The organism is Chryseobacterium indologenes (assembly GCF_018362995.1).
GTDB lineage: Bacteria > Bacteroidota > Bacteroidia > Flavobacteriales > Weeksellaceae > Chryseobacterium > Chryseobacterium indologenes_G.
The window spans coordinates 3,494,241-3,516,463 of the sequence record NZ_CP074372.1; the positions used below are offsets into that span (position 1 = coordinate 3,494,241).

General features: G+C 38.3%; 19 protein-coding genes. 9 read left to right on the forward strand and 10 right to left on the reverse strand.

Annotated elements, in window-relative coordinates; genetic code table 11:
* Window positions 1–60 precede the first annotated feature (60 nt).
* Entirely contained in the window at window positions 61–543 is a 483-nt protein-coding gene (locus DYR29_RS15880) for a hypothetical protein (RefSeq protein ID WP_213277633.1), read from the reverse strand.
* Between the two features lie 324 nt (window positions 544–867).
* Between DYR29_RS15880 and DYR29_RS15885 the strand changes: the two genes are divergently transcribed.
* From DYR29_RS15885 to DYR29_RS15905, 5 genes are all read left to right on the forward strand, one after another.
* Window positions 868–1,449 (forward strand): DUF4840 domain-containing protein, encoded by a 582-nt coding sequence (locus DYR29_RS15885; RefSeq protein ID WP_213277634.1) that lies wholly within the window; start codon window positions 868–870, stop codon window positions 1,447–1,449.
* A gap of 100 nt (window positions 1,450–1,549) precedes the next feature.
* Window positions 1,550–2,116, forward strand: coding sequence for an RNA polymerase sigma factor (locus tag DYR29_RS15890; RefSeq protein ID WP_213277635.1), 567 nt, complete (start codon window positions 1,550–1,552; stop codon window positions 2,114–2,116).
* Entirely contained in the window at window positions 2,109–3,461 is a 1,353-nt protein-coding gene (locus DYR29_RS15895) for a porin family protein (protein ID WP_213277636.1), read from the forward strand. The genes DYR29_RS15890 and DYR29_RS15895 overlap by 8 nt, the downstream gene beginning before the upstream one ends.
* Window positions 3,462–3,504: 43 nt before the next feature.
* Window positions 3,505–4,467 (forward strand): T9SS type A sorting domain-containing protein, encoded by a 963-nt coding sequence (locus DYR29_RS15900; RefSeq protein ID WP_213277637.1) that lies wholly within the window; start codon window positions 3,505–3,507, stop codon window positions 4,465–4,467.
* Between the two features lie 453 nt (window positions 4,468–4,920).
* The gene (locus DYR29_RS15905; RefSeq protein WP_213277638.1) at window positions 4,921–6,456 is read left to right on the forward strand and encodes a YifB family Mg chelatase-like AAA ATPase; all 1,536 of its coding nucleotides are present in this window, start codon (window positions 4,921–4,923) and stop codon (window positions 6,454–6,456) included.
* An 18-nt stretch (window positions 6,457–6,474) separates the two neighbouring features.
* Here the strand turns inward: DYR29_RS15905 and DYR29_RS15910 are convergent, their stop codons facing one another.
* A complete protein-coding gene (locus DYR29_RS15910; RefSeq protein WP_213277639.1) occupies window positions 6,475–7,407 on the reverse strand; it encodes an MBL fold metallo-hydrolase in 933 nt (310 codons plus the stop codon).
* Window positions 7,408–7,964: 557 nt separating this feature from the next.
* Between DYR29_RS15910 and DYR29_RS15915 the strand changes: the two genes are divergently transcribed.
* Window positions 7,965–11,072 carry a non-ribosomal peptide synthetase gene (locus DYR29_RS15915; protein ID WP_213277640.1) on the forward strand — a complete coding sequence of 1,036 codons (3,108 nt, stop codon included), beginning with the start codon at window positions 7,965–7,967 and terminating at the stop codon, window positions 11,070–11,072.
* 72 nt (window positions 11,073–11,144) lie between these two features.
* Here the strand turns inward: DYR29_RS15915 and DYR29_RS22855 are convergent, their stop codons facing one another.
* From DYR29_RS22855 to DYR29_RS15930, 4 genes are all read right to left on the reverse strand, one after another.
* Entirely contained in the window at window positions 11,145–11,504 is a 360-nt protein-coding gene (locus tag DYR29_RS22855) for a spondin domain-containing protein (protein WP_342213468.1), read from the reverse strand.
* Window positions 11,459–12,367: a spondin domain-containing protein gene (locus DYR29_RS15920; protein WP_249413516.1), complete on the reverse strand. Its 909-nt coding sequence runs from the start codon at window positions 12,365–12,367 to the stop codon at window positions 11,459–11,461. Before DYR29_RS15920 ends, DYR29_RS22855 begins: the two co-directional genes overlap by 46 nt.
* 132 nt (window positions 12,368–12,499) lie before the next feature.
* Window positions 12,500–12,976: a YdeI/OmpD-associated family protein gene (locus tag DYR29_RS15925; protein ID WP_213277641.1), complete on the reverse strand. Its 477-nt coding sequence runs from the start codon at window positions 12,974–12,976 to the stop codon at window positions 12,500–12,502.
* Between the two features lie 79 nt (window positions 12,977–13,055).
* The gene (locus DYR29_RS15930; protein ID WP_213277642.1) at window positions 13,056–15,260 is read right to left on the reverse strand and encodes a S46 family peptidase; all 2,205 of its coding nucleotides are present in this window, start codon (window positions 15,258–15,260) and stop codon (window positions 13,056–13,058) included.
* An 86-nt stretch (window positions 15,261–15,346) separates the two neighbouring features.
* On the opposite strand from DYR29_RS15930, the gene DYR29_RS15935 reads away from it, so the two are divergent.
* A complete protein-coding gene (locus DYR29_RS15935; RefSeq protein ID WP_249413517.1) occupies window positions 15,347–15,781 on the forward strand; it encodes an META domain-containing protein in 435 nt (144 codons plus the stop codon).
* 90 nt (window positions 15,782–15,871) lie between these two features.
* On the opposite strand, the gene DYR29_RS15940 is transcribed toward DYR29_RS15935, so the two are convergent.
* From DYR29_RS15940 to DYR29_RS15955, 4 genes are all read right to left on the reverse strand, one after another.
* Window positions 15,872–16,288, reverse strand: a complete 417-nt coding sequence (locus DYR29_RS15940; RefSeq protein WP_213277643.1) for a hypothetical protein — start codon at window positions 16,286–16,288, stop codon at window positions 15,872–15,874.
* Between the two features lie 6 nt (window positions 16,289–16,294).
* A complete protein-coding gene (locus tag DYR29_RS15945) occupies window positions 16,295–18,817 on the reverse strand; it encodes a beta strand repeat-containing protein (protein ID WP_213277644.1) in 2,523 nt (840 codons plus the stop codon).
* A gap of 6 nt (window positions 18,818–18,823) precedes the next feature.
* Window positions 18,824–19,297 carry a T9SS type A sorting domain-containing protein gene (locus DYR29_RS15950; RefSeq protein WP_213277645.1) on the reverse strand — a complete coding sequence of 158 codons (474 nt, stop codon included), beginning with the start codon at window positions 19,295–19,297 and terminating at the stop codon, window positions 18,824–18,826.
* A gap of 159 nt (window positions 19,298–19,456) precedes the next feature.
* Window positions 19,457–20,164, reverse strand: a complete 708-nt coding sequence (locus tag DYR29_RS15955; RefSeq protein ID WP_249413518.1) for a LytR/AlgR family response regulator transcription factor — start codon at window positions 20,162–20,164, stop codon at window positions 19,457–19,459.
* Between the two features lie 193 nt (window positions 20,165–20,357).
* On the opposite strand from DYR29_RS15955, the gene hflX reads away from it, so the two are divergent.
* Entirely contained in the window at window positions 20,358–21,584 is a 1,227-nt protein-coding gene (hflX, locus tag DYR29_RS15960) for a GTPase HflX (RefSeq protein ID WP_213277646.1), read from the forward strand.
* Window positions 21,584–22,219, forward strand: coding sequence for a DUF4919 domain-containing protein (locus DYR29_RS15965; RefSeq protein ID WP_213277647.1), 636 nt, complete (start codon window positions 21,584–21,586; stop codon window positions 22,217–22,219). Before hflX ends, DYR29_RS15965 begins: the two co-directional genes overlap by 1 nt.
* The last annotated feature ends 4 nt before the right edge of the window (window positions 22,220–22,223 follow it).

The following is a 22,223-nucleotide window of genomic DNA, read 5'->3' on the forward strand; positions in this document are numbered from 1 at the left end:
AATAAATAGCCAAAATGACTATTTATTCCCACCGATCAACAATATTTGATATGATAAAATCTATTTTGCTACGTACGAGTAATCTTTGATGAATGTCTGTCCGGCTGCATAGGTTTTATTCTCATCAGTCTCTACATTTCCATTCACCTCAGCTTTGTAACTTACAGAAATAGGTGCGCCATCAAAATTGGATATAGCCACATGAAGGCTTGAAAAGTTGAACGGTTTCACAGTCTCAAATACATATGTTTTTGTATTTCCGGTGAAATCACCTACTCCTAATGAACTTGTATTGGCATTACCCTCAGAGCTTCCGTTCTTTTTCCATACAGTACTTCCATACTGGCTGGCATCGTGATTTCCGGCACTTACAAGAAAATCAATCTGATCATTAGAATCAGCTCCGTTTACAGTAATGGTAAATTTCATGTTCGCCTTTGCATCAGCTGGATCATCATCCTTACTGCATGCCGAGAAAACAGCACCGGCAATTGCGATCATTAAAAAAGTCGAAATAATTTTTTTTGTCTTTGGTTTTTTCATAACAGTTGATATTTTGCCTTTTATTGTTGAGACAAATGTAGTCTGAGACAGATTATCCTGCCAATACATAAAAACCATGTTTTTTTTCTACTGGTAATTAGGTAGAAAAACAGATAATAAGCTCCGGCTAAATGAAAAATTCTGATTTTGAACATGAATTTATAACTGCAGATGAAAACTTTTTAGAATTTTTACAGTCATTAAATCAGTGGTTTATGAAAAATTTCATCTTTTTTTTAAAAATATATGCAAGATTTTTTAAAATGGGGATTTATATAGATGAGTACTCGAAAATAATTAATGTTTAACGAAAAAAATAATGCAATGAAAAGATTGACAGTACCCCGATTTTTTATAACAGTTTTAATGGTTTTGGCAGGTTTTTTTGCCCTATCCTCATGTAATGATAACGATGGTCCGGACATCCCTCCTGTAAAAATGGAAGACTTAAAAGGAAACTATAAAGGGAAGCTGGTTATTGTACAGGGAAGCAGCAAAAGAGAAGGAATAAAAGAGTTCAAGGTGAAAAAAGACACCATCTCATTTGACGAATTTCCAATTACAGAAATTGTAAAAACAGTAGTGAAAGACCCGGCAAAAGCAGAAGCAGCTTTGAAAACAATGGGAAAAGTAAAGTATGATCTTAAATATGCTGCAGTGATTAACACAAGCAATAATGTGATAGAACTGACTTTTGCTCCCAAGACTATGGAACTTCAGATTCCTGTAGATGGTGTTAATAAAAAGACTGTCGTGGAATTTGTAGCAAAGCAAAAAGGATATTATGTAGGCTTGGATCAGACGCTTAGGTATGCGCTAACAGCCGAAAAAATTACAGTAGATGATACACTGGTTACTCCTTATACTGTTATTGATTATAATTTTCCATTCTGTATAAAAAATTAATTAATAGATATTATCATAAATGGATTGCACTTTAGTAAGATGCAATCTATTTTTGCCTGACAGTTTTATAATATCCAACAGGATACGGCAGCAGCATTATATGGAAGAAAGTAAAGAACAGATTTTGGTAAAGCACCTTTTGAAGAAGGAGGAAGCTGCCTGGAAAGAGCTTTTTGGAGCTTATTCCGGAAATCTGGCCTATGTCTGTTCCCGTTATGTGGCTGAGAGAGAAGATGTTCATGATGTACTTCAAAACAGTTTTATCAAAATGTTCCGTTCGATAGAATCTTTTGAGTACAGGGGAAGTGGTTCTTTGAAAGCCTGGATGACGCGTATCACTGTCAATGAATCTTTGAAACATATCAAACAGAAAGGAGATTTTAAATCTGCGGTGGAAGTAGATGATCTTCCGGATATTCCTAATGAAGAAGAACCGGACTTTGAAGAGATTCCGCGTGATGATATTATGATGATGATAAAATCTCTTCCTGATGGGTACAGAACTGTTTTCAACCTGTTTGTATTTGAGAAAAAAAGCCATAAGGAGATTGCCGGACTGCTGGGAATTGCTGAAAATTCTTCTGCATCTCAGTTTCACCGTGCAAAAGGACTGCTTGTTCAGAAAATAAAAGAATTTAAAATGTCAAAAAAAGCACAATATGAATAATGAATGGCTAAATAACCTGCGAAGCAGAATGGATGACCATGAAGAGGACGTTCCGGAAGGATTGTGGGATGACATCAAAGGTGAATTATTCTCCGAAGACGAAAACAATAGCATTCCCGGGTTTATTCCTGAAATTCATGAAGGTGGAGCAGACAAGAAAGGAAAAGGTGCAGGACAAAAATCTTTATTCTATCGTCTCGGAGGTATTGCTGCAGCTATTGCATTGCTCTTTTTACTGACGAAAATACTGCCACAGAATGATACAGGCAAAACCCTGTCTCAGAAACCGGCAGATGAGAAAAAAGAAAAAGAGAAGAATTCTTTGAAACCTCTGGAAACTGAGAACGTCTCAGGCAGTAAAGTAGAATCCGCATTGGTACCTCTTTTAGCTGAAAACATATTGAATACAGGTGTTTCCAAGAAAATACCGGTACAGAAATATTTTAATACTGAAGAAAAAAACAGAGCAGGGAATACTCAGGATATTCAGGAAACCATCAAAGCTCCGGCTGTTGCGGAATCTTTTCATCAGGAAAGCAAGATCGCTCAGAAAGCATCTCCTGCTGAGGTTCTTTTCAAACAGGAAGAATTGAAAAAAGTGTATGCTGAGAATACAAAACATACTGCTGCAAAATCACGTGACCAAAAGTCCTGGATGTTGAGTATGCTTACAGGAAATGTTGCTTCCAACTCTGCAGAGCAACAGTTTCCGGGATATGCCTCCATCACTGGAAAAGCAATGAATGTTGAGCAGGTGTGGAGCACTTCCGAGTACCATGATGATCCTCTGACTGCTGTATTACTGGCGAATCAAAGTCAGCCGGTAAAAGCAAGAATCAGACATAAAGTACCGGTAACATTTGGGTTGTCACTTTACTATAATTTAGGAAAAAGATGGGGGATAGGAACCGGGTTAAACTATACCAAACTGGCTTCAGAACTGCATTCAGGAACAGAAAACAATTATATTAAAGGAGACCAGACGGTTCATTACATAGGAATTCCTGTTCAGGTCAACTATAATGTTATTCAGAAAGGACGGTTTACTGGATATATTACAGGCGGGGCACTCGTAGAAAAACCTGTGTCGGGAAGTGTTACAACAACTTATGTAGTGAATGATGAAATAAAGGATAGTTCAAAGGAACGTCTTGATCATAAACCGTTACAGTTTTCTGTTAACACCGCAGTAGGATTTCAGCTGAAGGTCATAGACAAAGTTGGAATTTATGCAGAGCCGGGAATAGGATATCATTTCAAGGAAGAAAATGCTCCTAATACCATTTATAAAGAGAAACCTTTTCATTTTAATATGAAATTCGGGATCAGAGTGCTGTTGGATTAATGTAGAAGATTTTTAGACCAAATCACACTTAATAATCTAATATATGAAAACAAAACTAATTTTTTTAGTGGTTTTATTATTCAGTATTCTGGATATAAAAGCACAGTGTACCCCTACAATTACCAGCCCGAGACTTGGACAGAAATATCCGGGAACCATCTTGTTCTGTGACGTTGAAGATGAAATAATTTCTACCACACAGGCATATGGAACTTATCAATGGTATAAACAGGAATGGACCTGGCAGACCCCCAATAATAACCCTTGGGTAGCCATTCCGGGAGCCACATCACAGCAGTTAACGATTAGTGGTAATGACCAGCTGAATTACTTTAAAGTTAAAGTTACAGATGGTGACTGTATCGGGGAAAGTACTGCAGTATTTGCAGATGGATTTGTCTATGGTCTGCCGGCTATGATGACAACTTATACTCCCGGAACGTATCAGGATAATGGGGGAGTAGTGAATGTGTGCAATGGTGCCTCTATACAGTTTGATAATATATTTCCGGTTGTATATGGCAAGCATACCTGGTTCAGATGTGTGCCAAGCAGTAACCCGCCGGTGGCAGGAGATCCTTGTATTATTCCTGGAGTGGTAGGAGATACTTATGTGGCGACAAGTTCCGGCAAATATGGATTTTATGCCTGCACAGAATATTGCCCGGATCAATGTCAGATGCTGGATCCGTTTGCTTTTGTGGAAGTGAATTTCGGGAACTGGGATTTCTGCAATAATCTGGGAACAGGAGAGGTGAAGACTAAAGACAATAATCTGAAAGTCTATCCCAACCCTACAGCGCAGCATCTTTATATCGGAAAAGAATCAGATAAAATCTATAAAGAGGTCATCATTATAGATATGTCCGGAAAACTTGTTCTGAAGAAAAATGACCATCGATATAATCAGGCAATTGATGTAAGCCAGCTGGTACCAGGAAACTATATTATTGTTTCTAAAAGTGCAGATGGAAAAGAATATAAAAATAGATTTATAAAGAAATAGGATTACATAGTCTGAATGTGCTAAAATATTGATTGTGGGAAGGAAGATTGGATGTCAGAGGAGGGATGTGCCTTGTATTGAAGAAGAACTAGAGTAATTTATTTTAATACTTTACGCTCAATAGATACATTTTCATCCTTGTTAATCTAATGACGTCATAATTACCCCCAAAAGGAGTTCTCTCTTTCAGGCATCCGGCTTCCTGACTCACACTAAGTATTTTATCCGGAATTCAGATGAAATAATCTCTTTCGTTAGTTTTTAATAATGGTTGGGTCGGTACAAATTTATTTGTACCGATTTTTTTATTATCACCTTGCTATTACTGACATACAATTCAGTATCTGTTTTCGTAATATCTTTTTTAATATATCCATTTAGCTAGAATATCATTCATTTAAACGTCAGATTTTCAAAATACTATATTGATTATTTTTACTTCAAAAACACACCATGCTGATTAAAATTTATGGAAGTGCCATTCATGGAGTGGCTGCACAGACAATAACAATTGAAGTGAATGTAGATACTGGCGGAGTGGGATACCATCTTGTAGGTCTTCCCGATAATGCGATTAAAGAAAGCAGCTATAGAATTTCTGCCGCACTGAAAAACGTAGGATATAAAATCCCCGGAAAGAAAATTACCATCAATATGGCTCCTGCAGATCTCCGAAAAGAAGGTTCTGCCTATGATCTGAGTATTGCAATTGGTATTTTAGCGGCTTCAGATCAGATTCTGGCAGAGGAAATTGAGAATTATATTATTATGGGCGAGCTTTCTCTTGATGGAAGTCTGCAGCCTATCAAAGGAGTCTTACCCATTGCTATTCAAGGAAGAGAAGAGGGTTTTAAAGGAATTATCCTTCCTATACAGAATGCCAGAGAAGCAGCTATTGTAAATGATCTGGAAGTGTATGGAGTAGAAAATATAAGAGAAGTCATTGATTTTTTTAACGAAGGAAAACCTCTTAACAGGAGCATTCTGGATACCCGGAAAGAATTTCATGAGAAGATCAATGATTTCCCTTTCGATTTCTCTGAAGTTAAAGGTCAGGAAACAGCCAAAAGAGCTATGGAAGTGGCTGCGGCAGGCGGACATAACATCATTCTTATTGGACCTCCGGGAAGCGGAAAAACCATGCTTGCTAAAAGAGTTCCCAGTATTTTACCTCCATTGACTTTGAAAGAAGCTTTAGAAACAACAAAAATTCATTCCGTAGCCGGAAAAATAGGAACAGAAGCTTCATTGATGACCGTTCGTCCCTTCAGATCTCCCCATCATACAATTTCAGATGTCGCTTTAGTAGGAGGTGGAAGTTATCCGCAGCCCGGTGAGATTTCCCTCGCACATAACGGTGTGTTATTTCTTGATGAGATGCCGGAATTTAAAAGAACGGTACTGGAAGTGATGAGACAACCTCTGGAAGACCGGGAAGTGACCATTTCCAGAGCCCGGTTTACCGTAAATTATCCTGCAAGTTTTATGTTGGTAGCTTCTATGAATCCCAGCCCGAGCGGATTCTTTCCCGATGATCCTAACAATACCTCATCCGTCTATGAGATGCAGCGGTACATGAATAAGCTCTCAGGGCCGCTTTTGGACAGAATTGATATTCATATTGAAGTGCAGAAAGTAGAGTTTGAACAGCTTTCTGAAAAAAGAAAAGGAGAAAAAAGCAAGGACATCAGAAATCGTGTACTGAAAGCCAGAGATATTCAGAATAAAAGATATCAAAGCCTCAATATCAGCAGTAACGCCCAAATAGGACCTAAAGAAATTGAGGCATTTTGTGAATTGGATGAAACCTCATTTGGGCTCATCAAATTAGCAATGGAAAAACTTAATCTTTCAGCACGAGCTTATGACAGAATCCTGAAGGTTGCCCGAACAATCGCTGACCTTGAGGAATCTGAGAATATTCAGTCTCACCATATTTCAGAAGCCATACAGTACAGAAGTCTGGACCGGGAATTCTGGAATGGATGATCTTTTTATGCAATAATTTTATACGGAGGTCACTTCCATATCTATTTTAAGATTGATAGAAAAAGGATTGTTATAGACTTTAGGAATCCATTGAAACTGATCATTCACTTTATTAATGTAGCCTATACCCGGCCATGGAAGGTGAGCGGAGCAAATAAGCGTTCTGTTTTGATAGCAGTTTTCAAGAACTTTCTTACGCGTTTCAACACCTGTTTCAAAGTCAATATCCCATTGTGTACCCCAATCCGGTTTTGCAATAAGAAGGGGAGAGTGAAAAAGATCTACCACGTTGGTCATTGATAAATCCCCATCATTCACTGTATAAATAATATGTCCGGGCGTATGACCCGGGGCAGCTTCTGTCTGAATACATGAGAATAATTGATCTCCCATTTCAAATTTCGTAAGCCGGTTATCTATAGCAGAAAGGATTTTTCTAACCAAAGGAATGCCTGGCTTTCCGCCTTCCGGGTTTTTGCTTTTCTGAAAATCCGGTTCACCAGTCATCCAGAATTCAAATTCCTGGCGCGAAATATAATAATGAGCATTCGGAAATATAATCTCATCATTCTTAGAAAGAATTCCTCCAATGTGGTCTCTGTGAGCATGGGTTAGCAGAATATCAGTTATTGATTCTGGAGTAAATCCTACAGCGGTAAGGCTATGTAATAATTTTCCTGCATTATCCTCATCATAAAATCCCTCTCCGGTATCTATTAAAATAATGCGGTCATTTTTCCTGACAAGCATTGTGGTGATAGGTGCTTCAAAATAAGACTCCGATAAATAAAGATTGCGAAGTTCATTTTTTACCAGATTTTGAGGAATATCAGGTGCTAAAATAGGTTGGTGGTAACCAATACCAAAATAGCCGTCAGAAAGTATAAAAATGTCCAGTTCATTGCATGGAATATGTATAAATCCATGATCTGCCTTCAGTTTGTGATCCATAAGTAAGATGAGGGTGTTTGTTTTTTACAAATTTAAGTAATATTCAGATGCATTGGCCATCCATGAAAGAAATAGATAAAATAACACGTCTTTAAAATCATAACAAATTACACTTCAGTCTTTTTATTAGGTTATTTCATTTCTTCTACAATATCAATTTCAGGATGTGGTAGGTGATAGTAATTATGTAACACATAGGTTAATTTATTATGTTAAGTTTGGTTACCAAATCATTAAAAATATTACATTATGAAAATAAAATATCTAAATACAGAGTAGTAGTCATTCTTTGTTTTAAAAGAGTAGGTCAAACTATTCTTCCATCTTTTCGATTGCAATACATGACGCTTAGGCATTGTTTACGTCCTCTTATTGAGCAGGTCGTTTCAAGCTTCTATATCATCCAGTTTTTTAAAACTATTATAAAACACATTTAGTAAATAAACTGTGGCTGCCTCGTATGTCCCTTTGTTTCTGCTTTTTTATAATTTTTGATCAATTTTAGGGCAGGTAGAAACTGTTGATTACAAAATTTTTAACCAAATTATATTATTACTATGTCAAACACAATTCCCTCATTAGAAACCTTATCCATAGGTACAGCTGTATTACTGTCATCTGAAGACAGAGAAAAACTTTTAAACGGATTCAATAAAACCGGTTGGGATTATCATGATGAAGAAACATTAGAGTCTCTTTTCCGAAAACAGGCAGCCCTTCATCCCGATAAAACAGCCATTGTTTATCAGGATCAGGAGATCACTTACAATGATTTAGATCAGAGAAGTAACCAGGTCGCCAATCTGTTATTGAGCAAAGGAATCAGAGAAGGTAAATATGTTCCTGTCTGGCTGGACCGTTCTTTAGAATGGATTGTTGCTGTTCTTGGTGTGATCAAAACAGGTGCGGCATATGTGCCTATAGATCCCGCTTATCCTGCTAAAAGAGTAGAATTTATTCTTTCAGATACCGCTGCTGAAATAATCATTACCAATCAAAATCTTGAAAAACTTCTACCCGAAACTGAAAGATCAAAAGTCTTTGATCTGAGTAGTATGGACATCCTTAATCATTGGTCTTCAGATGATCCGGAAATTGAAATTCACAAGAACAATTTAGCATATACGATTTATACTTCAGGCTCTACCGGAAAACCGAAAGGGGTAATGGTAAGTCATCGGGCTATTCAACACCTGGTAACCTGGCATAATCATCATTTTCACGTGGATCACAGTTCAAAACTGACTCTTGTAGCAGGATTGGCATTTGATATCTCAGTATGGGAGATCTGGTCGGCGCTTACTTCAGGAGCAACCGTTTTTATTGCAGACAATGAGGATAGAACAGAGGCTCAAGCATTGGTAGAGTATTATAGAAAAAATCATATTACCCATGGTTTTGTACCTACGGTTCTTGCTCCTTCTGTAGTAGATCTTACCCGGAATTATAATGACCTCAAATTAAAATATCTCTTTACAGCAGGAGAAAAGCTGAAGCCAGTGCTTACTACGGAATTAAGCTATGAATTAATAGATTATTACGGTCCTACAGAATGTACCGTATATGCTACCTTCAAAAAAGTGAAGGATATCAACGGGAAATATGTTTCCTCTATTGGAAGGCCCATTGCAAATGCAAAAGCATATATTCTGGGAGAAAATATGGAATTGCTGCCGGTAGGAGCTGTCGGAGAATTATGTATTGGCGGAACCCTTTTAGCAGAAGGCTATCTTAATAATGAAGAGCTTACTCATTCCAAGTTTATTACCAACCCGTTCAGGGAAACAGAAAAGCTTTATCGTACAGGGGATCTGGCCAGATGGAAACCGGATGGTGAGATTGAATTTCTGGGAAGGATTGATAATCAGGTGAAAATTCGTGGATTCAGGATTGAATTGGGAGAAATAGAACGTTCACTGATCCGCCAGGAAGAGATCAAGGAAGCCTTGGTCATTGGAAAGGAAACAGAAGGAAGCACCAAATACCTGATTGCTTTTGTTGTATTAAAACCAGAAGCAACAACAGATATTTCTTCAGTCCGCAATGCATTGAAGGAAGAGCTTCCAGGTTATATGATTCCTGCCCAGATTATTTTTATAGATGCCATTCCGTTAACAGCCAATGGAAAAACAGATACCCATGCATTAAAGGAACTGGCTGATCAGGAAGCAAAAGACGTAATTTCATCTGAACCGGCAACCAATGAAACTGAAAGGATTATTGTAGATGTCTGGTCTTCTGCGTTGGAGCGCCCTGTTATTAATATTACAGATAACTTTTTTGACATCGGAGGGAACTCCCTGTTGGTAGCAACCGTTGCTGTTACGTTACAAAGGCAACTTGATGTAAAGGTTTATCTGCGGGATATCTATCAGTATCCGGTATTGCAGCAGCTGTCAGAAGTTCTTATCGCCAGATCCAGAGAAATGAGGGAAGCTATGCCGGTAGAAGATGTTGAGCCTTATGTTGCCTTGCAGAAGGATGTTTATCTTGCTCCGGGAACTGTTTTTGCGGGAGGATTTGACCCTAAGCAAGTAGAAAACCCCAGCACGATATTTTTAACAGGAGTAACCGGATTTGTGGGAATTCATCTTCTGCAGGAGCTTCTGGATACTACAAATGCTGAAATTTACTGTCTTGTAAGAGCTCAGGATCAATTTCATGCAATGGAAAAGATAGACAGGTGCTTTAAACAATATCATATTCCTCAAAAAGAAGAACAGAAAGCGAGAATTATTCCGGTAATCGGAGATCTTGCATTACCGGCATTGGGTCTGCCAGAAGAAGTGTTTACAAAACTGGCAAGACAAACTGATCTGATTTACCATTCCGGCAGTTCTGTAAACTTCATTGAACCTTATTCTTACATGAAAGCCCCGAATGTAGAAGGTTTAAGAGAAATCATCAAATTGGCCGGGGCAGAAAGAACGAAATGTCTTGCTTTGTTATCTACCATTTCGGTGTACAGCTGGGGACATGTGTTTACAGGAAAAACGGTGATGCTGGAGTCTGATGATATTGAACAGAATCTAATGTCTGTAAGCAAAGATATTGGCTATGTAAGAAGCAAATGGGTAATGGAAGCTGTCGCAGATCTGGCCGCAAAAGAAGGCCTGCCATTGATTACCTATCGTCTGGGATATGCAATGTGCCACAGTGAAACAGGAGCGAGTGCTTCTTATCAATGGTGGTCTGGATTGGTGAAAAACTGTATAGAATTTAAATCTTATCCTGCATTGACTGAGCTAAGAGAAGGTCTTATCACGGTAGATTATATGACAAAATCTATGGCTCATATCACAAAAAATAAAGAGGCAATAGGTAAGAAGTTTAATTTGATCGCCCGCCCGGAAACCAATCTTACGCTGGAGGGCTTCTTTGGACTTATGAAAAAGTATTATCCGTTTACCCTCAAAGATCTTCCTTACAAAGAATGGAGAAAACAGTGGGAAGATGACAGTAAAAACCGATTGTATCCTCTTACAAGCCTTTTCAGGGATAATATGCATGAAGGATTATCCACCGTAGAGCTTTACCAGAATACTTACATATGGGATTGCTCCAATGTGATTCAGTTTTTGGAGGGATCAGGAATTCAGGAACCTGTATTTGATAAAAAAGTACTGGATTCCTATTTGAAATACCTTGGAATTCCGGTTGAATAATATTATTGATTATTAAAATTCCAGGCACAACTGCCTGGAATTTTTAATTGTATGATCTTTTAAATCTGAAAATTAATTCACGGTTACTTTAATCACATTCTGAGTGGCTGGAACCGGATATTGAGTTCCAACTTTAGAAATAATCTTATTTTCACTCTGCGGAGTGCCACCGAATAATGCCTGATGATTTCCGGCTCCCGGATACTGATCAATGCCCGTTCCTGAATCAAACAACATTGTTTTTGAAGTAAGATCACCTTTGGTATTCGCATCAATATCCTGTTCATTAGCATAAAACCAGTCATTGGAAAATCCGAACATCGTTGCATAAGCTATTTTATCTCCCGGATCTGCATTGAAATTTGTGGTTACTTTATTTCCTGGTGCTATCGGAGCATTGCAATATATACCCCTTTTACGTTCTGTAAAGATTTAAGGCTGTTTTGGAGCTTCGTTACATTTCCAAACTGAGCAATGTCTTTTAATCCCATTTCGCTGTCTGTTTTTCCCAATTCATAAATCGGATTTTTGTCACCATGGTAAACGACTATCAATGTAGGAGAAAGGCTGGTCATAATACCAGTGTTGGCATTCAGCTTGGTCATCATTTTACTGATGTTTCCCATTTGAGCAATATCAGTAATTTCTGGATTGGAGAGTGCATTAGGAGTAAAAAACGGAGCATTATTAAGCAATTGAGAACCGTTATAGTTTGATACGGCCCATACTCCGGGAGAAAAAGGCGTTTCGTTGGCAGTTCCCGCTGACGTATTGGTAATAGTGAGGGTAAATTCTGAAGTTACATCATTGTAAGCAAGATTGAGCTTCATAAGCTGAGATGCATCTACGTTAGGAACCTGCATAATAGGCTTGCTGTCTGCCTGTCCTGTTGTGTCATCCCTGGTTCCGTTATCCCACAGTCGTACACTTGAAGAAACATCCCCGGTAATGGCATTTCCATTGGTGTCAAACAATTTGATTCCCGGTTGTTGAGACGCAAAAAACCAGTCTTTTGAAGCTCCATACATTGTTGCAAACATCAAGGCCTGTGTTTTTCCAGCACTGAATTTAACAGAAACAGACTGTCCGGGCAAGATAATAGGAGGAGTTTCTGTTCCCTGAAAACTTCCGCTTTCTACAAAATCTTTAGGAGTTACGACATTTTCAACAGTGATAGTTCTTTGAAAAGACATATCCGTCATCATGTCATTATCCGAATCACTGCATGAAGAAAGAGTAAATGCAGCTAGAGTAGCTGCCGCTAAAACCGATGTTCTGAAAATAAACTTGTTCATAAAAGTAAATTTTTTATAGTTATAAATGATATCTGTAACTATAGTCGGCTACTTTTTAAGAACCTGACAAAAAATATTTTCTTTATTCAGTTTTTTTGAATGTACGGCTTTCGGGTTTGAAAACAGAATGATTTATATCCCCTTTTTCCCATCTAAAATCATCTGAATCATTTTTATCTTTCTATTTTCTCTTGTTTGAGGTTTTTTAGCCTCTTCGATCCAGCGGATATATTCCTTTTTGTGGGTATAACTCATTTTGTCGAATAACGTCTTTGCTTCAGGATTTTCATTAAAAACGGAGACAATATCTTCAGCAATCTCAACCACTCTTTCTTCTTTGTCTTCGGTAAGCGAAACAGAAACCTCATCTCCGAAAGTTTTCCCAAGCTGTTTCCTGACTTCCTGTGTAAGGCCTAAAATATGACAGTCTGATTTCATTTTGGCAAGGCTTCCACGATATTCAACGTTACCATCAAATAGAGCTTTAATCTTTACCTGTCCTTTTTTATTAAACAGTTCTTCTGTAGAAAAAGGAAATTCTACAAACGCAGCATTCATTTCTCCGTTTTGCTTAATAATAGCTGAGAATTCGATTGTTTGAGGATTCATGATGAAAGATTTTAATAATCAAAAATAAAAAAACCGTGAAAGTAATTTCACGGTTTTAAAAATAAATCAAATAAGATTATTATTTTTTAGCTTTCTTAGGCGTTGTTGTAGTACCTGAGTTTTTAGTTTTTGTATCAGCTGGAGTGTTTTCACCTCTTACAAGCTTCAATTCGTCAACTAATCTTCTTGCACCAGCAAACTTATCAATTGTCCAAAGAACGAAACGAACGTCTACGTTGATTGTTTTCTGCCATTCCTGCTCGAATACGATATCACCGCTTAATGCTTCACTGTTACCATCGAAAGCAATACCGATAAGGTTTCCGTCTCCATCAATTACCGGCGAACCAGAGTTACCTCCTGTAATATCATTGTTAGAAAGGAAGTTTACAGGCATATAACCAGCTGCATCAGCATACTGACCGAAATCTTTAAGGTTGTAAAGGTCAATCACTCTTTGAGGAAGATCAAACTCTTCATCACCTTTCTTGTATTTTCCAACAAGACCAGTCATATCTGTATAATAGTTATCCGTAATACCGAAATAGTTTCTGTCACTTCTGATAGGTAATTTATCTACAGTACCGTAAGTTAATCTCATCGTAGAGTTAGCATCCGGGTAGAATTTTTTCTCAGGCATAGCCTTCATAAGACCTGCTAAAAACAGACGGTTATTTTTTGCAAAATTATCATCTATTTTTACAAATCTTTCAGTGCTTATTTTTTGATCAGCAACAATTCCGTTAGCAGCTTTCCAAAGTGGATCAGCATCAAGCTTCAATGCATCAGGGTTCAATAAGAAGTTCGTTGCAGAAGTCTTGTTAGCAAAGATTGAAGAATAAGCAAGATTAGAAACAGTCTTAGCATCCAACCCTAAAATAGTAGCAGAAGCAACGTCAGGGTTTTTAACTCTTGCCTGGTAAAGACTTGTCATAGCGGCAAGCATTTCACCTTCCAAAGATGGATTGAAGTTTTCATAAGCCGCTTTGATCGCCGCTTCAGTTTTAGCCTTCATTGCCAGTCTTCCCTGCATATCCTGAGCAGCATAAGCTTTCAGTACAGAACCTACCTGCATAGCAAGAGTAATGTATTTTGCATTTCTTGTAAACTGTGAAGCATAGTTTCTTTCAACGTTTCTATCAGATACTTGTTTGTAGTACACTCCAATATCTTCTAAAACTCCGTTGTACACATCATTTCCTGGCATTGCAGCCCATTTGTTGTAGGTCTCCTCAATCTTTTGTTTGTCAGAAATGGTTCCGTTTTTCTCTACTGCATCAATAGTACCTTGTCTGTTTTTCCAGTAGTTAGCTACAGAAGCATATTGAGAAGCATAGTTAAGCTGAGTTGCCTTATCCTTATCCATGTATTTTTTCATAACATCCATGGCAAGTTTAGAAGCTTCAACCCAAGCCGGGTAATCTTTAGTTACCATCTGTTGAATTCCGTAAGAAGTCAGGTAACGGTTTGTTCTTCCAGGGTAGCCTAAGATCATTGAGAAGTCACCAGGCTTGATTCCTTTAAGAGAAACCGGAAGGAAATGCTTAGGCTTCAAAGGAGTGTTGCTTGGAGAATATTCAGCAGGGTTTCCTGCAGCATCAGCATATACTCTGAAAACCGTGAAGTCCGCAGTGTGTCTCGGCCATTCCCAGTTATCTGTATCTCCTCCGAATTTTCCTAGTGATGAAGGTGGAGCACCTACCAATCTGATGTCTTTATAATCCTGATATACGAAATAGTAGAATTCATTTCCGTTGAAGAAATCTTTTACCACTACAGTATATTTTCCGTTCTCAGAGTTTTCTGTCTGAATTGCTTTTGTTTCAGCATCAATAACAGCTTTTCTCTCTGCTCCGGTCATATTGTTGTTTAGTTTAGAAGTGATTCTCTGCGTAGCATCATCCATTCTCACTAAAAATCTTACATAAAGATCCTTTGCATTGAATTCGTCTTTCTGTTTCATTGCCCAGAAACCGTTCTTCAAATAATCTTTTTCTGGTGTAGAAGCCGCAGCTACAGCACCATAACCACAGTGGTGGTTAGTAAAAATAAGTCCTTTATCAGAAACAATCTCACCTGTACAGAAACCACCGAAACTTACGATAGCATCCTTTAAACTTGAATTGTTTACAGAATAAATTTCCTCAGGCGTAAGGTGCAGACCCTCTTTTTGCATATCAACACCGTTAAGTCTTTTGATGAGCATTAGCAGCCACATCCCCTCATCCGCCCTCATCTGAGCAAAGCCCAGTAAGAAAGTGAATAGTAGAAATAGTCTTTTCATTTTATAAAATAATTTTTGTGTTGCTAATTTACTAATTTTTACGAGATTCTGTCCCGGATTGGTATGAAAATGGGATGATAGTCCGCATGAAAAAGATACTCTTATCAATTTTTGCAATTTTACTTTTAGGACTTGTTCTGAATTGTTCCGCAGTGCCGGATAAAAATCCTTCTCTTCAAAGACAGTGGATGCTGGTTTCCTTTGATGGCTTTTCAAAAGAACAGCTCATTGCGAATAAAGCGGAAATCAATCTGACAGCCAGTATTGTTGACGGTAAGATTCAAGGGAATGCTTATATGGGATGCAACCAAATGTCTTTCGTATCCGAATTTAAAAAAGGAGGGAAAGTGAAAATTTCAAACGGAGTCAGTACCATGAAAGCCTGCCAGGATATGAATCTTGAAACATCTTTTCAGAAGAAATTTAAAACCATGACAAAATATTCGGTAGAAGGACATTTCCTTACTTTAACGGATGATAAAGGAAATTCAATGAAATTTGTAGCTGCAGATTGGGATTAACGAACTATCCATACAGTATAAAAGTCCGCTTTGCAGCGGACTTCTTTGTTTGAAAAATCTAGTTTGGTTATCAGCTTTTTTTGAGAGTTATCAGTTTTTAGGAATAGTTTTTTTTATTTCTTCCAGGGTTGCCGTATTGGGAAGCCCTATAGTTGTTGTCTTTGTGTTCCTAGAATTTATAGTATTATGATATGCCTGTCTGTTGGGGAGTGTTTTTTTTATTTCTTCGAGACTTGCTGTGTTGGGAAGTAATTTTCCCGAATTGTCAGCCGCAGCCTTGGGTTTAGATTCCTGTTTTTTAACGGCAAGACCATGATCAGAAGGTAATCCGGTATTTACGGTTGCCTTTTCGTCTCTTTCCTTGGCTTCCTGCATTTGGATTGCCTGTTGTTCTTTTGCCTGTTTTACAACAAGCGCCTGATCTTCAACCGGAACAGCCTGCTTATTTTCCTGAGCATAAATGATAGTGCTTAAAAATAATAACGGGATAATGTATGCTATTTTCATGACGGTTTATTTTATGTTGACTAATACTTGAATTTTTCCAATCTCTTTTTGATCATAATCCTGAAGTGCTTTTCCGATGACCTGGCCAATTTTTACCTTTTTGATATTGGCTTTCATGGCAACACCTGCTTTAGATGAAGTTACCAAAAGATCTCCTCTTTTTATTTTTCCGTTCTCAAGACATACTTTGGTTGGAATGACACCAATGACACCCATTGGCGCTTTATTGGAAATATCAATATCGATATGTTCTTCTGTAAGCAGTACACCAGGTTTAGTAGCATACACGCCGGCAACAAGAGTAGAGTAGGGAGTTGATGATTTCTCAACCGTCCTGTCTGCTTTAGTTGAGATAACCAGAATGTCACCAGGTTCATATTCAGAGATATTTCCGTTGACATCAAAAGCTTCTGCAACGTCAGCACCACTGTTTTGGGTACCGCCATTGAAAAATCCTTTTCCTGTATTATCAATACGGGCAACATTTACGGTTCCTGGATTTCCTGATTTAAACAAAGCCAAAGAACCCGCACTATGAGTTTCCACGGTAAGTGCTGCATTGGTATTAGATGTATTAAAATTCACAAATCTTGCAGCTCGTCCATTACTGAAATTAGGAACCCATGCATAAATGGCATTTCCTGTTCCGTCCACAGTGGTTTCAACTCCATCTCCGCCATTTGAGGCATTAGCTGTGATACCATTTCCATTTCCGTCAGCAATAGCAACTAATGCCGGGCCGTTTCCGGAAGGATTGCTTGCATGAAATAAACCTGCAAATCCCCCGGTTCCAGAAGATACTCCATAAATTCCAGCAGTTCCAAAATTAGCAAATTGGGAATTGACTTCTCCTTTTACCGCAGGAGATGTTCCGGTAACTCTGTCTACTTTAAAATTTCCACCAATACCGTTTCCTACAGTAGTTACTGTGATTACATCACTGGTATTGGCATCGTTGAAAATATTAAATCGTCCGGCACGTCCCGTAGCAAAAGAAGGAACCCACGCATAAAGAGCATTTCCGGCTCCATCAATATTGGTCTCAATACCATTACCATCTTTTCCTGCATTGGCAGTGATTGCATTTCCGTTACCATCTGTCAGGGCAATCATTGCGGCTCCGTTTCCGGCAGGATTTGATGCATAAAATAAACCGGCACGTCCCCCCGTTCCTGAAGAAACTCCAAATACAGCGGCTGCACCAAAATTTCCGAAAATAGTATTTACTTCTCCTCTTACTGCTGCTCCTACGCTATTGGTATTGTCAACAATAAAAGAGGCTGCATTTCCTTGAGTATTATCCGGAATATTTCCGTTTCCATTGGTTGCTACCTCAACGGTATTTCCTGTGGTATTTGTCTGGTTAAAATTTTCAAATCTTCCTGCACGTCCTGTACTGTTATTTAGGCCTACCTGTCCATAAACGCCGATACCTGTTCCGGATGTATTGGTAGCAACAAATCCTCTTACTCCATATCCTCCTCCGTCATTACGGCCTACAACAGCTCCGGCAATGTCACTGGTTGTTCTACCCACTACCGCTTCACCACCGCCGTTGTTATCACCTACAACACCAGCGGAAGATTGTGCAGAAGTTATCCCATGGAGTCCAAATCCTGCCGCAGTAGAACTTTTTACTCCGGCTCCGTTTCCTGAGGTCGTAACGTTTACAACCGTACCATTTCCTACGCTGGATGCGCTAAGGGCAACATTATTATTCGCGTTATTGAAGATTGCAATATTCGCAGGGATTCCATTATTACTGGTAGCATTAAGACCGGTTCCTGTATTACTGTTTGCATATACTCCGTACCCATTCCCAGTGGAATTTCCGTAAACTCCTAAACCATTTGGTGTGGTACCATAGACACCCCATCCGCTTCCGGCCTGGCTTCCGTATACCCCTACTCCAAGTCCGCCTGTTCCGTTATTAATACCGCGTACAGCACTCGAAAATCCGCCAGGAGAAGCACTGCTTACAATTCCCCTTACTGCAGAAATATTTGATGTAGCAGTGTTATTTACTCCTTCCAGGGAGGTTCCATCTCCATCGTTGGTTAATGAAAACAGCGTGGAAGCATTATTAACGGTTGTGCTGTAAGGAATAGCAAAACTTCCGCTGCCTCCGCCTGCAGACTTGGCATACATAGCATAAGGTACGCTTAGCAGCTGGCTGGTGCCTACTATAGTGTAGCTGGTTCCTCCGGCAGGGTCAGTTTCTGTTTTTAAATAATAGCTTCCTGCAGGCCAGTCGATGGTGGAAAATGTTCCTGTAAGTACAGTTCCTGTTCCTATTTCAAGGCTGATAAGCCCGTTGGCATTGGTATTTCCGGTGAGCCTTTCTGAATAGACTGCGGCGCCGGCAGGAGATCCCTGTAATATGCTTACTTTCACGGCTATACCTTGATTGACTAAGAGTTGTCCGGAACCGTTTCTCATGACAGCCTGGTAGCTCATTTTTTCCGGAGCCTGAGAAAGTCCCATAAAGAAACCAGTCAGGATCCAAAACAGTAATAATATTTTTTTCATGGCATTTTATTTTTTGATGATTTTAAATGTTTTAATATTTTCTCCATTTTGAGTGATCCTGATGATGTACATTGCAGAAGGAAGTGAGGAGAAATTAAGCTCAGATTTTGATTCTGAGATCTTATCTTTTTTTACCAGCTTACCTTGGGCATCGAATAACTGATACTCTGATCCCTTAAAATTATTTGAGGTAAAATCCAAATACAAATAATCTCTGAAAGGATTGGGGTAGAGCAAAATGCCTGTGAGTTCAGAAGAAGTTTCAAGGGAAGTAAGAGTAATAATTTCGTAAGGCTGTTGAACACCTTCGAGAACCTGTCCTGTTCCTTTTTCTAGATAGGTCATCTGGCCTACACTGTAAGAAACAAAACCATTAGCTGCTGAAGCGTCCAGTCCGGTTGCCAAAACTGCAGATTGTGCGTGCAGTATGGGAATGGAAAAGACAGACAGCATAATACAATAAATAGATATTCTTTCCATGGATAACAGTTTTGGTGATTAATAGATGTGTTTTTCTTGGGGAATTTGGGAAGACTAAATTACCACCTATCTCAATTGGATGGTAGGAAAATAGACCAACGGCAGAAATAATCGACCAATGGCATTTTGTGAATTACAGTAGAAGTTTGGTTAGTCTTTTTAAGGATTAAAAAAAGAAAGATTATCCTTGTAGGTGCGTCCGATAGGAAGTTTGATATGATGCGCCAGTTCTATTTCGTGGCAGTTCTTTCCGCGGATGAGGTGGCGGGGAACCGCATAGCTTCTGTGTATTCTGACAAAAGAGTCAAAAAAGTTTTTTTGCAGGAGATTTCCCAGAGAATTTAAAATACAGTGGTTTTTTTCAAGGGTAATGATCCTTGTATAATCTTTCAGAGCTTCCAGGTACAGGATGTCTTTCATTTTGATTTGAAAAATATTTCCACCTTCTTTTATCTTAATGCAGTTTTCTCCTACCATGGCATCATAACATTTGCATTTCTCTTTTACCTCAAAAAAATCGAAAAGCCTTTCCATAGAATAATGAAAACGTTCTGCGGTAAGTGGTTTGGTAATAAAATCTAAGGTATCTGTCTCAAAAACTCCGGCAGCCAGTTCCGGATGTGAGCTTACAAAAATACAGGCAGGAATCTTATGGGCTAGCTTCCGGAATTCGAGCCCGCACATTCCCCGTAAATTGGTTTCTGTGATCAGAAGATCTATAGGGAGATCAAGATAGGGAATTGCCTTTTCTGCAGAATCAAAAGAGGCAACAATCTCAATGTTTTGGTATTGTTTGATATAATGCTGAAGAACCAGTCTGTCCAGTTCATCATCATCAATAATCATACATCTAATATGGGTAATCATGATATTCCGGAGATTAGTTTTTAATTTAAATATTTAACAATCAATAATTTATTACATAAAGTTATTAATTTTTTACAAGACCTTCATCAGTAAACTTAAATTTATATTAAAATATGTTATTAAATAAAAATTGATTTTGTTTTTTTTCTGAAAAATATTAACTTGTAAAAATCATAAACATAGACAGAACTTAATGTTAGAAAAGAAAGAACATAACTATGAGAAAGCAGTCTTGGTGGGTGTTATTACCCAGAATCAGGACGAAGAAAAACTGACGGAGTATTTAGATGAACTTGAGTTTTTAGCTTTCACAGCCGGAGCAACCGTACAAAAGCGTTTTACCCAAAAACTGACTCAGCCGGATTCCAAAACCTTCATCGGAAGCGGAAAAGCAATTGAGATAAAAGAATATGTAAAAGAAAACGAGATCGGAACTGTAATTTTCGATGACGAGCTTTCTCCTTCACAGCTTAAAAACCTGGAAAGAGATATGGAGGTTAAGATTTTGGACCGTACCAATCTTATTCTTGATATTTTTGCTCAGAGAGCCCAGACTTCTTATGCGAGAACTCAGGTAGAGCTGGCACAATATCAGTATCTTTTACCGCGATTGACGAGAATGTGGACTCACCTTGAGCGTCAGAAAGGGGGAATCGGAATGAGGGGTCCGGGGGAAACGGAAATTGAAACTGACCGCCGTATTATCCGTGACAGAATTACATTGCTGAAAGAAAAACTGAAGACCATTGACAAGCAGATGGCGACCCAGCGTAATAACCGTGGGAAAGTAGTTCGTGCAGCTTTGGTAGGATATACCAATGTTGGAAAATCTACTTTGATGAATTCCATTTCAAAATCTGAGGTTTTTGCAGAAAATAAACTATTTGCCACTTTGGATACCACAGTAAGAAAAGTGGTAATCGGAAATTTACCGTTCCTGCTTACGGATACGGTAGGGTTTATCAGAAAATTGCCAACTCAGCTGGTAGAATCATTCAAATCTACTTTGGATGAGGTTCGTGAAGCTGATCTTTTGATCCATGTGGTAGATATTTCTCATGAAAGCTTTGAAGATCACATAGAATCTGTAAATCATATTTTGATGGAAATTAATGCTCATCAGAAACCAATGATCATGATTTTCAATAAGATCGATGATTTCAGCTATGAGAAAAAGGATGATGATGATCTTACACCATCAACCCGTAAAAATATCTCTCTGGAAGAGTGGAAAAAAACATGGATGGGGAAATCAAAATACCCAACGGTATTTATTTCTGCTTTAACGAAGGAAAACTTTCCGGAAATGAAGAAAATGATTTACGATGAGGTAATGAAGATTCATATTTCCAGATTTCCATACAACGATTTCCTTTTCGAATATTTCGATAACGACGAGGAAGAAGAAAGCAACAATTAATGAAATATCACTTTTTCCTTTTATTCATCATATTTTCGGTTTTTGGTTTCAGCCAGAAATCAAAACTTGATTTAAAAGCTGTTGAGAAAAGTCTCAAAAATTCTGATTCTCCTTATAATTACGAGAAGCTTATTTTTAAATATAAAGGATATCCAAAGTCTTTGGACAGTATAGAGTCACAATATCTTTACTATGGAAGAAATTTCAGGAAAGATAAGATAAGTACTTCAGATGATAGCTTTAAAAGCCTTGCTGAAGCCTTTAAACAGAATAATTTTGCAGACTGTATCAAGCAGGGAAAAGCCTTGTATGATAAAGATCCTACGAATCTGGATGTTTTGCTGATCCTTCTCAGAGCCTATGATTCTTTGAAGGATGGCAGCAATTTTATGCATCACCTGAATCAGTTTCGTTCGCTTACGGAAGGAATAAAAATATCAGGAGACGGCAAATCTGAAAAAACAGCCTATATCGTCAATTCTGTAGGAGATGAATATATTCTGCTGAACATTCTGAATATAGGACAGGATTATACGAGAAGCTCAAAACCTGCTAAGGATGGCATGTTTGATGTTTGGGAAAAAGAGGGGCAGCAGCTCTATATTAAAATACTCTATTTGGAACTCACCAATTAATCAT